This window comes from Chryseobacterium shigense, from assembly GCF_014207845.1.
Lineage (GTDB): Bacteria > Bacteroidota > Bacteroidia > Flavobacteriales > Weeksellaceae > Chryseobacterium > Chryseobacterium shigense_A.
In genome coordinates this window covers 447,370-463,349 of the sequence record NZ_JACHLC010000002.1, presented here as the reverse complement: position 1 = coordinate 463,349, position 15,980 = coordinate 447,370, and the positions used below count along the sequence as shown (strand labels likewise).

The following is a 15,980-nucleotide window of genomic DNA, read 5'->3' as shown; positions in this document are numbered from 1 at the left end:
CTTTTGCTCAATAAAGTTTCCGAACATGAAAAACATTTTATTAAAAAGCATTTTAGGACTGGGGCTGGTGATCGGCCTGGCATCCTGTAAAAAAGCTGATTCTCCGTTAACGAAAGTGACTCCCACAAATATGGATTCCATTGCATCCAATTATTATGAGCAGTATCTTAAATTGTATCCTTTAGAGGCTACTTCTCAGGGAGATACAAGATATAATGACCAGCTTCCTATTAATATCGACAGGGATTTTATTTCCGGAGAGATTTCTTTCTACAATTCCGTTCAGAAACAGCTGGAAAATGTTAATTATAAAGGTCTTTCAGATGAAGAAAAAGTAGTTTATGATGTTCTGGATTATACTTTAAAAGATAGAATTGAAGCATATGCCTATCATCCGGAATACATCCCGTTTACACAGTTCGGAGGCCTTCCCCTGAGTTTTCCGCTGTATGGAAGCGGACAGGGCAGCCAGCCTTTCAAAACTGAAAAAGATTATAGTGACTGGCTGAAAAGAATGGAAAAATTCCCGGACTGGATGAACGCCGCAACTGAAAACTTCCGTGAAGGAATCAACAATAAATTTGTTCTTCCTAAAAAACTGGTTGTCAAAATGATCCCTCAAATGAAAGCCGAGGAGATTACCACAACAGATATGGATAAAAATATCTTTTACGGGCCTGTTAAAAATTTCCCGAAAGACTTTACAAAAGCCCAGAAAGATAAATTTTCGGCTCTTTATGCTGATGCAATTACCAAGAAAATTATTCCTGCATATACTAAAATGGGAACATTCCTGGAGAAGGAATATCTTCCGAAAGCAAGAGATACGGACGGCTACAACAGTCTTCCGAACGGGAATGAAATTTACAGATACTACGCCAAAAGCTGGACGACCACAAAGAAAACGCCGGAAGAAATTAATAAAATCGGATTACAGCAGGTGGCTATGCTCCGAGCAGAAATGGAAAAGGTAAAACAGCAGGTAGGATTTTCCGGAACCCTGGAAGAATTCATCAATTTCGTGAAAACAGACCCTAAAGCAATGCCTTACAAAACATCTAAGGAAGTTTTGGATGGATTTAACGGAATTTTAGCAAAGATCACTCCCAAACTGAAAACAATGTTCAGTGTAACTCCCAAAACGAAATTTGAGATCAGACAGACAGAAAAGTTCAGGGAAGCAAGTGCCAGCGCAGAATACATTCAGGGAACTCCTGACGGAAAAAGACCGGGAATATTTTATGTTCCCCTTCCCGATCCTTCCAAATTCAATGTAACTTCCGGAATGGAATCTCTTTTCCTTCATGAAGCGATTCCGGGACACCATTATCAAGTTTCTCTGCAACAGGAAAATACCAAGCTTCCAAAGTTTATGAGATTTGGCTGGTTTGGAGCTTATGGTGAAGGCTGGGCACATTACTGCGAAACGCTGGGCCCTGAATTCGGACTGTATACGGATCCTTATCAGAAAATGGGTTACCTGAGCGACCAGATGCTGAGAGCTGTAAGACTGGTTGTAGATACAGGAATTCATACGGGAACCATGACCAGAGAAGAAGCCATAAAATATTTCCTGAGCAATATCTCTTATGATGAAGCTGGCGCTACCGCAGAGGTGGAAAGATATATGGCAATGCCGGGACAGGCTTTGGGCTATAAAATCGGGTCTTTAAGAATCCGTGAACTTAGAAATCAGTACCAGAAGCAGCTTGGAAATAAGTTTAATCTGGCAAGCTTCCACGACGAGATATTAAACCAGGGATGCCTTCCCCTTGATGTTCTGAACAGAAAAATGGAACTTTGGGCGAAGAAACAGAAATAGTCACGGGCAATGCGTTTCGATACATTTACACCGTCAGACAGGCTTAAGCCTTATGTGAAATACTTCGTACTTTCAGAAAATGAATTTGAGTCCGAGTACAAAGTGTTTCCATCTGCGGGAATTGTAATTGGCTTTCAATATAAGGGCAAATTATCTGCCATACAGGATCTGGGGGAAACAGCACTTTCTTCTGCCGGAATTACAGGTATTACAGACAGTTATAAGATTTTCAGGAACTCCCGCGATACAGGAACGGTTCTGGTATATTTTACAGAATTAGGTTTTTCACAGTTTGCTGCTAATCCCGCCAATGAGCTTTTTAATCAGAGTATTTCACTTGAAAATATTTTTGATAAAAGCAAAGTTTCCGAGACAGAAGAGAAGTTATTCTTTGCAAAAACAGACCGCCAGAGAATTTCCATTGTTGAGTATTTTTTATTGTCGCAGCTCAAAAATATTCAGACGGATAAGCTCATTATGGAAGCTTTAACTATGATTTATCATGCAAAAGGAAACATCAGGATTAGAGAGCTCTCGGAAAAGCTTTTTATAAGTCAGAGCCCGCTTGAAAAACGTTTCAGAAAATATGTAGGGACTTCTCCCAAAAAATTTGCTTCAATTATCCGGTTCAATTCTGTTATAGATGATCTGAATGACAGGAAATCCTTGGCAGAGATCTGTTTTGACAATAACTTTTTCGATCAGGCTCATTTCATTAAAGATTTCAAGCAATACACAGGAGATACGCCGGAAAATTTTAAACGATTTTTATAAAAACGATTTTTTACAATCAAAAGATTTTTGAATATCCCATCTTTGCACTGTAATAAAAACCCAGAAAAAATGTTTACAGTAGAACAAATTGAAAAAGCTCACAGCAAAGTAAAATCAGGAGCAGATTTTCCAGATTATATTCAGGAAATTAAAAAATTAGGGGTAAAGTCTTTTGAAACATGGGTAAAGGACAGCCACACTGAATATTTCGGAGACAATGATTTCAACACGAAGTCTCAACCAAAATATCCGGATTTAACTATTGAAGATCAATCTGATAAAGAAAAATTCGTTCAATATCTTAAAAGCCATCAGAAAGGAGAAACAGATTATATGACTTTCTGCCAGCACTGTGCTGAAACAGGAATTGAAAAATGGTTTGTCTGCCTTGATGAGTTTACCTGTACCTATTATGATAAAACAGGAAATGAAATTTTAGTAGAGGAAATTCCTCATTAAGCTATAGAAGTCACAAAGCAATTTGTGGCTTTTTTGTTTAGCCTTTTTATATTCGGGTATCTTTTTTCTGAACGGTTACTTCAATTTTTTTATTTTTAACAAAAAATTATCCGCTCATGATCAGAAAATTCCTGTTCTCCATACCTCTTTTATTATCACTTCAAATTTTTGGACAGGACATTGATTGTGAAAAACTCTATACTGAAGCTCAAGAAAATTTTGAAAAAAACTTTGGGAATAATGCAAGTGTAGATTATTCCGGTTTGGGTAAAACGATTCTTGAAAACCTTGATATGAGTAGGTTTACAGAAAAAAATATTGTTTTATATGTAAGCAATGTTACAGAATACTGCCCTGCTGGTGTTCCAAAAAATCCATGTCCGGTATTTAAAGATACCGCGTATCATTTTAATGAGGAAAAACTGTGGACTGCTGATCAAATTCTGACTTTACGTGAAAAAGCAAAAAAAAATATTATCCCTATTTCCAGCCTAAATTTTTATACGGAAGAAGACGGTTTTTACCATCAGTTCAAAAATAAGGACTTTAAAAAAGGGCTGCAGAAAGTAAGCTGGCAAATAAATGACGGTTCAGAACTTGCACGCAAAGGCAGAACTTTCTACTATTTCCCCTACAGGAAGAATGCAAAACCTTTAATTATTACAAAAATTTCAACATCTAATATATTTCTGGATACGGATACTGTACAGACATTTGTGCAGCACTCAAATTCTAAAGAAATACACATTAATTTTGTTTTTGAAAATAATCCTGCAAAAAATTATATACAAACTTACAGGTACGTTGATAATCTCTGGAAGTTGACAGATTCAAAAAATGGAAACTATAACTAATTCAAGCAAAATATGATCCTGGAAAGCCTGAAATCTCTCTATACCAGAGATTTAAATAAATTAAAAACAGAAATAGAAGCCTATCAAAACGAAGAAAATCTTTGGAAAATTGATAAAAACATTTCCAATTCTGCAGGAAACCTCTGTCTGCATCTGGTTGGAAACCTTAACCATTTTATAGGTGCAGAACTTGGAAAGACCGGCTATATCAGAAACAGAGAACTGGAATTTTCATTAAAAGACGTTCCAGGAAAAGAGCTTATTGAAAAGGTAGAAGCAACTATCATAATGGTTGATCATACCCTCAGCCAATTAGCTCCCGAAGACCTTGAAAAAGAGTATCCACTTGTGGTTTTTGAAGATAAAATGACAACAGGATATTTTCTGATCCATCTGGTTGCACACCTGGATTATCATCTGGGGCAGATTAACTATCACAGAAGATTGCTTGATATGTAAAATATGAAAAAAGCATTTACCCCTGTAATCAATATCTCCAGCTTTGAAGAGCTGATTTTAAAAAAACAAGGAAACGAAGGAAACAGCACGCTGGTTGTCAATATCATTGATCAGGGTATTAAGAACGCGGATATCTATACTGGACTCATTAATCTTTGTAAAGAATTCAACATTGAAGTAGATAGTTTTATACAAGATGATCTCTGCCATGTTATTATTTCAGTAAATGACACCGGATCTCTTTCTATGGTGTATGAAGATCCGTTTACAGATATCAGCATTGATCTGGCTTCTGTGCTCTACAGAGAGCTGTCTACACAAATTAAAAACCGGGATTTTATACAAAAAAGTTTACAGAAGAAATAAATTCTACTTGTCAAACAGCATTTTAGTAATAAAATCTTTCTCCCCTTTTCCCCTGGCCGGCGAATATTCCCTGCCGTAATAAATAATCTGGAGATGAAGCTTATTCCACACCTCTTCCTTCCAGAGACTTTTGGCATCTCTTTCTGTTTCTACCACGTTTTTGCCTGAAGTAAGCTTCCACTGTGTCATCAGCCTGTGAATATGCGTATCGACAGGAAAAGCAGGAAGCCCGAATGCCTGGCTCATAACTACAGATGCTGTTTTATGCCCCACACCCGGAAGTGCCTCCAATTCTTCATAAGTCTGCGGAACTATACCATTGTGCCTTTCCAGTAAAAGTTCGGCCATTCTTTTCAGGTTTTTGGCTTTTGTATTGGACAGTCCTATTTCTTTGATAAGTTCTTTAATTTCAAACTCTTCCAGCCTTGCCATCCTTTGAGGGGTTCCGGCCACCTTGAAAAGATCAGGAGTTACCTGATTCACTTTTTTATCTGTGGTCTGTGCAGAAAGCGCTACAGCAACCATCAAGGTATAAGGATCTGTGTGATCTAACGGAATAGGTGTTGTGGGATATAATTTGTCCAATTCCTGCTGAACAAGCCCGGCTCTTTGCTTTTTTGTCATGTAACCATTAAATTTGAACAAAATTAATTCATTATGCTGAAAGTTGGAGATAAATTACCTGAATTTGAAGGAATAAATCAGGATGGAAAAACAATAACCTCATCGAAATTAGCCGGAAAGAAATTAATCATTTTCTTTTATCCTCAAGCCAATACCCCCACGTGTACAGTAGAGGCATGTAACCTGAGCGACAATTACTCAAAGCTTAAAAATGCTGGATTTCAATTACTTGGTATAAGCGGAGATACTGTAAAGAAACAGAAGAATTTCCACAGCAAATTTTCATTCCCCTATGATCTTATTGCTGATGAAAACCATGATGTTATTAATAAATTCGGTGTTTGGCAGGAGAAAAAGACATTTGGAAAAACTTATATGGGAATTGTAAGAACAACCTTTATTTTTGATGAAAACGGAGTTTGTACCAGAGTAATAGAGAAAGTGACATCAAAAACAGCAGCAGAGCAGATTTTAGAGAAATAATCTTAAATAGGGAAAGGGGCAGGCTGATAAAACAGAAGCAATCTTTTATTTCTTTGTTCACAGAATTACTGGTCTCTTGTAATAAAACTTATTAATAATACCACTAAAACTGTATTTTTTAAAATAAATAACAAAACATTTAATTGATTGTTATATATTTGGTAAAAACATTATATATAATAATCAATATGAAAAGAATACTATTTTCTAGCCTGGTACTTCTTGGGCTATGTGCGAATGCACAGATTAATCTGACAGCTAGCGCCGGAACATCAACCGCAACCTATACTACTTTAAAGGATGCATTTGATGCGATCAACGCAGGAACCCACCAAGGAAGCATCAATCTGAGTATTACTGCAAACACTACAGAAACAGCTACGGCGGTTTTAAATGCCGTTACAACCTATTCTTCTGTTGTGATTAAGCCAACAGTTACCGCTACTATCACCGGTTCTATTGCTTCGAATCCTGTAGTGCGTATCTTAGGCTCAAATGTTACTATTGACGGCTCTACTACTGCCGGAGGAACCACAAGAAATCTTACATTCAGTAATACAGCTACCACATCACCGTCTGTATTGTTTATGGGATCAGCTACCAGTTCAGCCCCAATCGCTAATGTAACAGTTAAAAACGCGATCTTTATTAATGGAAGCAATGGCTCAACCAATTTCGTAGTTGCCAACGGAACAACAGCTGCAGGGTATTTTAATAATATTACTGTACAGAATAACGAGATCAATACAGGATATAACGGTATTTTCATTCTTGCAGATGCAGCCACTGCCGGAAACGGAAATAACTTATTAGTTACAGGCAATACCGTGAACACTAATATTGTTCAGAATGGTATTTTGCTTTCCGGAGTTGGCGGATCTTCTAATGTTACCAACAATACAATAGCTGTGGTACGTACAAATGCAGGAACTTCTGCTTCACCCGTTGCTTCTGTTGGAATCAGCCTTAGTACAGGAACAAATAATGCTTCCGTTTCAGGAAATACAATCAGTGTTAAAAACACATCCACATCAGCCACCGGAGTCAGCTATGCGTCAGCAATTTATATTTCTCCCGGAGCAACAAATGTTCTGACTAAAGTTTACAACAACACCATTACTGAAGTCAGCGGGATACTTACTTATATTAACAGTAACGGAATATATCTTGGCGGTGCCACTCCCAATGTAAATATATATTCCAATAAGATATCCGGCCTTAAAAACAACAATACAACAGGAACACCGATGCAGGGAATTCTTTTGGGCTCTTCCTCTACAGCTGCTAACAGTATTGTCTACAATAATGTTATTTCCGACATTCTGGGAAGTGGTACAGCTCAGGTTCAGGGAATATATGCTTTCTCGGGAGCAGGATATAAAATTTATAACAATACCATAAACATTAATACCGTTAATTCTGAAACGGGGGTCTCTTCAGCCATGTATGTGTACGGAACCAATATAACTGCTGCAGGAGCCCTGGATATCAGAAATAATATTTTTGCCAACACCAGAACAAGTGGAAGCAGATTTGCAATTTACTCTACAGCAGCCAGTTCGGTATTCGGAAATATTAATTATAATGATTATTATAGCACCGGAACAGCATTAGGCTATATAGGAGGAGCCAACAAAACAACACTTGCAGATATCCAGTCTGGTTTTGGAGGTAATGCCAACTCACTAAGCGTAGCTCCTGTTTTTGTGAGCGCTACGGACCTTCACTTAAACCCAAGCTCAAATCCCGGACTTGATAATAAAGGCATGACCTTACCTGAAGTAACGGTAGATTTCAGCGGAACAGCGAGAGGCGCAGTACCTGATATGGGGGCATACGAGTTTACAGCTACTGCTCTTGCGGTATCAGATGTGAATTCAGATAAAATTAAAATGTCTGTTTATCCGAATCCTTTCACTGATGTCGTGAAAATATCAGATGTAAAAGGAATTAAATCAATTCAAATTAATGATGTTTCAGGAAGAAGCCTTAAAACACTTATTCCTGCTGCTGAACTTGATTTAAGGGATTTGAAAACCGGATTATATATTATTTCCTTCCAGTTTGAAAACGGCTCCACAAAAGCTCTTAAAATACTTAAAAAGTAATTGTTTTTACTAAAAATCCGGCGGCCGAATGGCCGCCGGATTTATTTTTACACTATCAGAAATATATTTAATATTACTCTGTTTCATAATACATTAGCTCTTCATCATCATCAGGAATTGTAACGTATTTTTTGAATTCAAGCCCTAATTTTTTGATCAGCTTCTGGGAAGAAAAATTATCTTTGGAAGTAATGGCAGAAATCTTCTTCAATCCGAATTCGTCCATTCCTATAGATTTAACCTTTTGAGCGGCTTCATATGCATAACCTTTCCCTTCAAACCTTTCCAGCAGGGAAAATCCTATGTCTACCACATCCAGCCCTTCTCTTTCAAAGATTCCCACGCCTCCTATTTTCTCGCCCTTATCTTTGGTAAGCATCAGGTAATTTCCAAAACCTAATTTTTCAAATTGCGGCATGAACCTGTTTCTGATATAATTTTCAGCATCAGAAAGGGTTTTAATATTACGGTCCCCGATATATTTGATAAAACTGGGGCTGTTGTAAAGTTCAAAAATAAACTCCCTGTCATCCACAGACATTGGTCTCAAGATCAGTCTTTCCGTTTCGTAAACGTTATTATTTCCGTTTGGTTGATTTTTTAGGCTCATCTTTTGGTTCTTCTTTTTTCGGGATTTTTAAAAGTCTTGGATTATTTGCGCATTTCTTATTGTAAAGCTCAATATAAGTTCCGTTTTCCTTTACTTTGGATACAGCTCCGGAAGATTTGTTTACCGTTACAGTATAATGTGTTTTCTGGTAAGGGCATTCTTTTGAGGTAAGTTTCCCAATATCCAGATAATAATTGGCAGAATCTTCATAATAGTTCCCTGCAACATCTTTAAATTCTTCATCTACCATATAGCCGTCAACAGTCAGGGCAATGGCTGCTTCTTCAGCATTATCAATTTTCCCGACGAATTTTTTCAACCCTTCAAGGTCCGTTATGTAATTCGTTTTTCCGGCAGATTCATAAGCAATATAGTAAAAGCTGTCTTCATCGGGGAATAAATCAAAACCGGAAAACTGGGGTGTATAATCCGTTTTTCCACCTGAGATTTTAATTTCCTGGTCTTTTCCGTAGGTATTGTAAACCAACACCCAGGAATCAATCCTGTCATTCGGGATAATTCGCTGTAAAATATTCGGGATTCCGGAAAAATTCTTCTTGTTCTGGGAATGTCCGAAGAATCCCAAAAGCAGAAATACAAGGACTGTTAATCGTATTGAGGTTTTTATCATAATTCAAAAAATCAATAGAAATATACCCATATTTTACATGAATTTATCTCCTTTCTTAAAACTTTTCAGATCAAGAACATAGTCTTTGATGAGCTGATTGTTCTCTCTCGGGCAAATCAACAATGCTTTATCTGTGTCTACAACAATAAAATCTTCAAGCCCGTCAATGATCACGGCTTTATTGTTATTTTTTAAACGTATAATATTTCCTTTGGAATTATAGTTCAGGAAATATTTCAGATTTACGGCATTTCCATCTTTATCCTTTTCCGTGTTCTCATACACCGAAGTCCATGTTCCCAAATCGCTCCAGCCTAAATCTGACGGAATTACATAAACATTCTTTGCTTTTTCCAGAATTCCGTTATCGATAGAAATTTTCTGGACTTTCGGATAAATGGTTTCAATGCAGCTGTTTTCCTTCGCAGAATTATATTCGCAGGCCATGAAGTGCTGCATCATTTCGGGAAGGTACATTTCAAATGCATGGTGAATACTTTTTACATTCCAGATAAATATTCCTGCATTCCAGAGGAAATCCCCACTTTCCAAAAAGCTTTGTGCAATTTCAAGAATAGGTTTTTCCGTAAAGGTTTTTACTTTAAAATAATCTGAACCTTTCTTTTCTACGAACTGAATGTATCCGTAGCCTGTATCAGGTCTTGTAGGGGTAATTCCCAAAGTTACCAGATATTCATGTTTTGCAGCAAGGTCAAAAGCCAGTTCCACTTTCTCCAGGAATACATCTTCTTTTAAAATCAAATGATCTGCCGGAAGAACAATCATTGTTGCATCCGGGTTAATTTCAGCAATCTTGTTCGCCATATACAGGTTACAGGCTGCCGTATTTTTCATAAGAGGCTCGCCCACAATATTCTCTTCAGGAACTTCCGGAAGCTGCTGATGGGAAAGCGCAACGTATTCTTTATTCGTGATTACGAATATCTGCTCTTTAGGAATGATGCGGCTGATTCTGTCATAAGTCTGCTGAATCATGGTACGCCCTGTTCCTAAAATATCCTGAAACTGTTTTGGAAATTTCTGTGTACTCATAGGCCAGAACCGGCTCCCGATTCCTCCCGCCATGATGACACAGTATCTATCTGATTTTAACATTCTTGCCTACATTTTTCAACCCTAGCCAGAGGCTTGAAAGAATACTTTCTTCCTGTAGCCAGATTCTTACAAAGATAGTTTTTTTTAATCAGTCCTTCTAACAAATACTTTTCATTCCGGTACATAAAAAATTCTCCTTTCTGAAGCTCTTCAATAAAATTCAGACTATCATCCTGTTTCTCAGTATGAAAATATCTTACAAGGTCCGGACTGGCCATGAAATTGGCTTTCGGAGATTTCGAAAACCTTACAATAATGGGCCTCAGATCCTCATCATATACTTCAAGACTTTCAAGAAGCATATTTCTGAATGTTTCCTTCCACTCATTTCCGTGTGGTGATATTCTCCGTCCATATCTTTCAAAAGCAATCAGATGGGCCAGTTCATGGGTAAGGACAAAGAAAAAAAGTGGCGGCGTCAATGTAGAATTGACGGTTATTTCATGGGAATTATCAGGAAGTTTTCTGTAATCCCCAAGTTTAGAATTTCTTCCGCGGGTAACTTTAATATGAATAAAGTGATCCGCAAACCAGATCCTTAAGTATTTATGGGTATTTTGAGGTAAATATTTTTCTAATGACTGAATAGACATTTTACAAAGTTAATGGAATTCCTGAATAGAAATTCAGCAGTTTAAGACTGAAAAGATAATTGTATTTTGCCTGCGCAACCGATCCCTGTGCGTTGGCGTAGTTATTCCTTGCTACATTCACATCATAAATTGTGGATCTTCCTGCTGCATAGCTTTTATCTGCAAATTCCAGAGCCAGCCTAGTACTTTTCTCCGTCTCTACTGCCGAAAGGAAAGTTTCATAATTGGCATCCACATCAAACTGGGCTTTCTGTACATTTTGTCTCACTGCATTTTTCTGCTGTTCGAGTGTATTTTTTGCAACACTTTGGTTAATTACGGACTGTTCTACCTGCAGCCTGGTAATTCCTTTGTTAAAAATTGGAATATTCAGGGAAAGTCCTACATTCTGTCCGAAATTATCTTTATACTGCTGGAAAAACCCGATTTGATCTGTACTGGAAGTCCCATTACCCCGGCTATTCAACAGATTATTGTAGAAGGAAGAAAGACCGGCGTTGGCAGTTAATGTCGGCCAAAATCCGGTTTTGGTAACTTCCGTCTGAGCTTCTGCTGATTTTATTCTGCTTTCTGCGGCCTTTATTTGTGGCTGGTTCTCATAAGCTGTGGTAAGCACATCATCAACCGATTTTAATTGGGCAGGTAATGTCTCAGAAACAGTTACATCTTCCACATCAAATCCTTTGTAATCCGAAAGCTGAAGAAGCTGGGCAATAGCAAATAAAGCTCTTCCCACATTAATTTCTGCTGTTTTCAGGTTTTGCTTTTCTCTTGCAAGAGCAGCCTCCGCTTCAGCAAGAATGGTCTGTGCAGTAGTTCCTACCTGAGTGGTTATTTTTGCCCTGTCATATTGTTTTTGTGCATTTTCTACCGCGCTCTGGGAGATCTTAACGATTTCTTTGTTCAGAAGAACTGTAAGATATTGCTGTGCAATCTGGAGGGAAATATCATTCTTAATGGTTTCTATGTCATATTGACTGGCTTCTACATCAAATTGTATTTTTCTGATATTTTTTTCTAATCTGCCGTTGTTATAAACCAGGATATCTGCTCCCACATTAGCACTGTTGCTGAATCTATCATTCCTGATACTTCCGGTTCCCAGAGAAAGCTGTCCAAAACTTACAGAATTAGACATTCCTGCAGATACGGACGGCAGGTATTCTTTCTTAGCCATTTTAAGGTTAGAGTCCTGAATTTGTTTAGAATATTGATTTTGGATAACCTGAAGATTATGCTCTACAGCATAGTCTACACATTCTCTTAAGGACCATTTTTTCTGAGCGCTTAGTCCCAGACAACTTAATCCAAAAACGATAATCCAAACTTTTTTCATATTAATAATTTTCCCAATTAGACGAGTCAAATATAAAAAAGTTACAGTTTAAAAAAATTATTGTTTCATTTTAATAAAACTTTTGAGAATTTTGTGTCATGACAACCGAACAATATCAGGAATCTGTCGACTGGCTTTTCGTACAGGCTCCCAATTATCAAATTGATGGCATTAAAGCCTATAAACCGGGATTGGATAACATCACCAGGCTATGTGCTTTCTTCGGAAACCCACAGGAGAAGATAAAATGTATCCATATCGGGGGTACGAACGGAAAAGGATCTTCAAGCAATATGCTGGCCTCTGTTCTTCAGGAAGCAGGATATAAAGTAGGCCTGTACAACTCTCCCCATCTTATAGATTTTACGGAACGTATCAAAGTAAACGGTAAAAACTGCAGTAAAGAGTTTGTTTATAATTTTATCCAGCAGCTGAAAACGTTACCTGAAGATATCCTCCCTTCTTTTTTTGAATTTACAACTATCATGGCTTTTGAATATTTCTACCAGCAGAAGGTAGATTTCGCTATTATTGAGGTAGGACTTGGCGGAAGGCTGGATTCAACAAATATCATTAAACCTCTGGTTGCTGCCATCACGAATGTACAGCTAGACCACCAGAATATTTTAGGTGATACGATTGAAGAAATTGCTGCAGAAAAAGCAGGAATTGTTAAAAATGGAATTCCCATTATTTCAGGAGATGAGAATGAAGCTGTTAAAAATATCATCCGGCAGAAAGCTGAAAAAGAAAAAGCTCCTTTCATTGATTCCACAATGGTAAAATCTGATCTGGGCTCCGATCTCAAAGGAAATTATCAGACAAAAAATATCCGTGTTGTGCTTGCCCTGGCAGAAGAATTAAAAAAACTGAATGTTGATATTTCTGAAGAAAATATTAAACAGGGGTTATTATATGTACACCGGAACACCGGATTTATCGGACGATGGTTTGAATTTTCAAAAGATCCTCTTACCATCTGTGATACCGGCCACAACCAGGCAGGATTGGAGTATGTATTTTCCCAGCTGAATTCCATTGACAAACATAAACATGTTATTTTGGGGTTTGTGAATGATAAAAAAATAGATGAAGTAATGACTCTCCTTCCTGAAAATTCAGAGTTTTATTTTGCAAAGCCGTCCATTAACCGGGGAAGGCATCCCAAAGACTATGAAAATCTTTTACAGGAGGCAAAAATTTCTTATAAAATTTTCAATTCGGTACAGGAAGCGTATCTTTCTGCAAAAGAGCAATGTACAAAAGAAGAAATGATTTTTATCGGCGGAAGTAATTTTGTCGTGGGAGAATTTTTAGAAAAAAATTTGGAGATTTCCGAATAAGTCGTATATTTGCACCACTCTAAACGAGAATACAAGTATAGAGGGTTCTTAGCTCAGTTGGTTCAGAGCATCTGGTTTACACCCAGAGGGTCGGGGGTTCGAATCCCTCAGGACCCACAGAAAAGGAAACGAAACCTTTCAAAAAAATTCGGGTTCTTAGCTCAGTTGGTTCAGAGCATCTGGTTTACACCCAGAGGGTCGGGGGTTCGAATCCCTCAGGACCCACAAAGATCTCTCAGGAAATTGAGAGATCTTTTTTATTTAAACCATCGTGATATTCTTATCTTTGTATTTTCACAGCCTTAAATACTCCATTTTTGAAGGAACTTCATCTTATATCATTCAATTATCCTTATCCTCCCTCTTACGGCGGTATTATTGATGTTTATTATAAAATCAGGGCATTAGCAGACATCGGTATAAAAATCCATCTTCACTGTTTTGTAGACCATATTCCGGAAACTATTGATCAGGAAATTGAAAGTATTACAGAAAACGTTTTCTTTTACAAAAAAAAGAAGAATCCTTTCTATTATTTTTCCTCTGTTCCTTTTGCTGCAGCCATAAGAACTTCCGATGATCTTTTTGAAAACTTGAAGACTATAAAAGCTCCGATATTGTTTGAAGGACTGCAAACAACCCAGATTATCAGCAGATTAAAAAATAAAGACCAAAAGCTTTATCTCCGGTATCATAATAATGAATTTGAATACTATAAAGGGCTTTCTTCCTCAGAAAAAAATATTTTCAAAAAGATTATCTACAAAATAGAGTCTTTAAAATTTTCCGGTTACCAGAAAAGAATTTTAAAAGAATTTGAAGGTGTATTCTGCCTTTCTGAAAAAGAATTCCATGATGTGGAATCTTATTCAAAAAATGCGCATCTTATCCATATTTTCCATGGTAATAAATCTGTGAAACATTTGGATAAAAAAGGGAATTATTTTCTTTTTCATGGTGATTTAAGTATTTCAGACAATAAAAGAGCATTGGAGGAAACGATCAATATCTTCAAAACTCTTCCCCGGCATAAACTTGTAGTGGCCTCTGACCGTGCTGGTGAAGATTTAAAAAAGAAAATCAAAAGCATTGAAAATATAAGTATCGTTCCCATTGAAACAAGTGAAAATCTTAATAAACTCTTTGAAAACGCCCATGCCAATATCCTTCTCTCCTACCAGAATTCAGGCACGAAGGTAAAGCTGTTCAACGCATTATACAATAGCAGATATATAATTGTAAATCAGAATATTACTGACGACAAAACGCTGATGGGTTTATGCCATTTTGGAACAACATCGAATGAAATCCGCCAGCTGATCAATGAAACTGCATCACAGGATTATAATGAATACGAAACCAGAAAAGAAGTTTTAGAAAAAAATTATTCAGATAATGCCAACGCGGAGGAAATAAGTAAAATTATTTTCAGGAATTAACAGCTTTCACTATTTTCTGAACATTAAGTTCCTCAAGACAGGCCCAATCGCCACGATAGCATTCTTTATCCCCAAAAACAGAGCAAGGTCTGCAGGTAAGATCCTTCACCTGTATAACATCACTTTCACTCTGCCCGAAGCCCAGAAATCCCGCATAAGGATGAGTTGCACCCCAAACGGATATACACCTGGTTCCCATAAGACTTGCGAGGTGCATATTGGCAGAATCCATAGAGATCATAAGCTCCAGTCCGGAGATCTTCTGAAGTTCTTCTGAAAGGTTTAATTTTCCTGAAAGGCTTTTCGTATTAGGAATCTCATTTTCCCATTTTTCAAGGGTCTCCGTTTCTTTTTTACCTCCTCCAAAGAAATATACAGTGTGATTCTGAGCCAGGATTTTTGCCAGTTCGTAGGATTTTTCCAGGGGAAGCATTTTTCCTTTATGCTGTGCAAAAGGAGCCAGTCCTATTCCTGATTTCACTCCCGGAACCGGTCTGAGCCTATGAGAAAGCTCTACTTGAAACCCCATGGCACGGAAAACATCTGCATAACGCTCAACGGTTTTTTTTAGCTGAACTTTATTCAGGTTCCAGACATCTGTAAGTTCTTCTTTTTCTTCTTTACCTTTGTTGATTTTAAAAACTTTAAATCCTTTCCTTCTCAAAATTCTGTCCAGGATTTTGGTTCTGATTACATCATGAAGATTAGCTACAAGATCAGGATTAAATTCTTTGGCCAGTTCATTGGCAAGCCTTCTCAATCCAAAGACACCTTTATAATCATCAAGGTTGATTCCTTTAAATGTAACATTCGGAATATCAGCAAATAAACCCTCAAAATTCTTTCTGGAAACCATAACGATTTCCACATCCGGATTCTGTTCCAGAAATTCCCTAAAAACAGGCGCCGTCATCGCGACATCGCCAAAAGCAGAAAAACGATATGCTAGAATTCTGGTCACGG

The 15,980-nt window shown here is 37.4% G+C and carries 17 protein-coding genes and 2 tRNA genes; 12 read left to right on the top strand and 7 right to left on the bottom strand.

Annotated elements, in window-relative coordinates; genetic code table 11:
- Positions 1 to 25 precede the first annotated feature (25 nt).
- The 6 genes from HNP36_RS11935 (at position 26) to HNP36_RS11910 (ending at position 4,734) form a co-directional block, all read left to right on the top strand.
- Complete coding sequence (locus tag HNP36_RS11935) at positions 26 to 1,822, top strand: DUF885 domain-containing protein (protein WP_184163581.1); 1,797 nt, start codon at positions 26 to 28, stop codon at positions 1,820 to 1,822.
- Between the two features lie 9 nt (positions 1,823 to 1,831).
- On the top strand, positions 1,832 to 2,596 hold the full coding sequence (locus HNP36_RS11930) for a helix-turn-helix domain-containing protein (RefSeq protein WP_184163578.1): 765 nt from the start codon (positions 1,832 to 1,834) through the stop codon (positions 2,594 to 2,596).
- A gap of 69 nt (positions 2,597 to 2,665) precedes the next feature.
- On the top strand, positions 2,666 to 3,055 hold the full coding sequence (locus tag HNP36_RS11925) for a DUF1398 domain-containing protein (protein WP_184163575.1): 390 nt from the start codon (positions 2,666 to 2,668) through the stop codon (positions 3,053 to 3,055).
- A 116-nt stretch (positions 3,056 to 3,171) separates the two neighbouring features.
- Entirely contained in the window at positions 3,172 to 3,909 is a 738-nt protein-coding gene (locus tag HNP36_RS11920) for a hypothetical protein (RefSeq protein WP_184163572.1), read from the top strand.
- Between the two features lie 12 nt (positions 3,910 to 3,921).
- Positions 3,922 to 4,368: a DinB family protein gene (locus HNP36_RS11915; RefSeq protein ID WP_184163569.1), complete on the top strand. Its 447-nt coding sequence runs from the start codon at positions 3,922 to 3,924 to the stop codon at positions 4,366 to 4,368.
- A 3-nt stretch (positions 4,369 to 4,371) separates the two neighbouring features.
- Complete coding sequence (locus HNP36_RS11910; RefSeq protein ID WP_184163566.1) at positions 4,372 to 4,734, top strand: hypothetical protein; 363 nt, start codon at positions 4,372 to 4,374, stop codon at positions 4,732 to 4,734.
- A gap of 3 nt (positions 4,735 to 4,737) precedes the next feature.
- Here the strand turns inward: HNP36_RS11910 and HNP36_RS11905 are convergent, their stop codons facing one another.
- The gene (locus tag HNP36_RS11905; protein ID WP_184163563.1) at positions 4,738 to 5,358 is read right to left on the bottom strand and encodes an endonuclease III domain-containing protein; all 621 of its coding nucleotides are present in this window, start codon (positions 5,356 to 5,358) and stop codon (positions 4,738 to 4,740) included.
- Between the two features lie 33 nt (positions 5,359 to 5,391).
- Here HNP36_RS11905 and bcp point away from each other — a divergent pair, with 33 nt between their 5' ends.
- Both bcp and HNP36_RS11895 read left to right on the top strand, forming a co-directional pair.
- Positions 5,392 to 5,841 carry a thioredoxin-dependent thiol peroxidase gene (bcp, locus tag HNP36_RS11900; protein ID WP_184163558.1) on the top strand — a complete coding sequence of 150 codons (450 nt, stop codon included), beginning with the start codon at positions 5,392 to 5,394 and terminating at the stop codon, positions 5,839 to 5,841.
- Positions 5,842 to 6,029: 188 nt separating this feature from the next.
- On the top strand, positions 6,030 to 7,949 hold the full coding sequence (locus tag HNP36_RS11895) for a T9SS type A sorting domain-containing protein (protein WP_184163555.1): 1,920 nt from the start codon (positions 6,030 to 6,032) through the stop codon (positions 7,947 to 7,949).
- A 73-nt stretch (positions 7,950 to 8,022) separates the two neighbouring features.
- On the opposite strand, the gene HNP36_RS11890 is transcribed toward HNP36_RS11895, so the two are convergent.
- Genes HNP36_RS11890 through HNP36_RS11870 form a run of 5 tightly spaced genes read right to left on the bottom strand, consistent with a single transcriptional unit; the run spans position 8,023 to position 12,235 of the window.
- A complete protein-coding gene (locus HNP36_RS11890) occupies positions 8,023 to 8,559 on the bottom strand; it encodes a GNAT family N-acetyltransferase (RefSeq protein ID WP_184163552.1) in 537 nt (178 codons plus the stop codon).
- Positions 8,528 to 9,190, bottom strand: a complete 663-nt coding sequence (locus HNP36_RS11885; protein WP_184163549.1) for a hypothetical protein — start codon at positions 9,188 to 9,190, stop codon at positions 8,528 to 8,530. The genes HNP36_RS11890 and HNP36_RS11885 overlap by 32 nt, the downstream gene beginning before the upstream one ends.
- Positions 9,191 to 9,223: 33 nt before the next feature.
- Complete coding sequence (locus HNP36_RS11880) at positions 9,224 to 10,306, bottom strand: mannose-1-phosphate guanylyltransferase (RefSeq protein ID WP_228456354.1); 1,083 nt, start codon at positions 10,304 to 10,306, stop codon at positions 9,224 to 9,226.
- Positions 10,300 to 10,899 carry a SprT-like domain-containing protein gene (locus HNP36_RS11875; protein ID WP_184163546.1) on the bottom strand — a complete coding sequence of 200 codons (600 nt, stop codon included), beginning with the start codon at positions 10,897 to 10,899 and terminating at the stop codon, positions 10,300 to 10,302. The genes HNP36_RS11880 and HNP36_RS11875 overlap by 7 nt, the downstream gene beginning before the upstream one ends.
- A 1-nt stretch (position 10,900) precedes the next feature.
- Complete coding sequence (locus HNP36_RS11870) at positions 10,901 to 12,235, bottom strand: TolC family protein (protein ID WP_184163543.1); 1,335 nt, start codon at positions 12,233 to 12,235, stop codon at positions 10,901 to 10,903.
- Between the two features lie 98 nt (positions 12,236 to 12,333).
- Between HNP36_RS11870 and HNP36_RS11865 the strand changes: the two genes are divergently transcribed.
- The 4 genes from HNP36_RS11865 (at position 12,334) to HNP36_RS11850 (ending at position 15,017) form a co-directional block, all read left to right on the top strand.
- Positions 12,334 to 13,578, top strand: coding sequence for a bifunctional folylpolyglutamate synthase/dihydrofolate synthase (locus HNP36_RS11865; RefSeq protein ID WP_184163540.1), 1,245 nt, complete (start codon positions 12,334 to 12,336; stop codon positions 13,576 to 13,578).
- Positions 13,579 to 13,620: 42 nt separating this feature from the next.
- Positions 13,621 to 13,695 (top strand) — tRNA-Val (locus HNP36_RS11860).
- Positions 13,696 to 13,728: 33 nt separating this feature from the next.
- Positions 13,729 to 13,803 (top strand) — tRNA-Val (locus HNP36_RS11855).
- Positions 13,804 to 13,895: 92 nt separating this feature from the next.
- Positions 13,896 to 15,017, top strand: coding sequence for a hypothetical protein (locus HNP36_RS11850; RefSeq protein ID WP_184163539.1), 1,122 nt, complete (start codon positions 13,896 to 13,898; stop codon positions 15,015 to 15,017).
- Here the strand turns inward: HNP36_RS11850 and HNP36_RS11845 are convergent.
- On the bottom strand, positions 15,007 to 15,978 hold the full coding sequence (locus tag HNP36_RS11845; RefSeq protein WP_317168969.1) for a glycosyltransferase family 9 protein: 972 nt from the start codon (positions 15,976 to 15,978) through the stop codon (positions 15,007 to 15,009). The genes HNP36_RS11850 and HNP36_RS11845 overlap by 11 nt on opposite strands.
- Positions 15,979 to 15,980 lie beyond the last annotated feature (2 nt).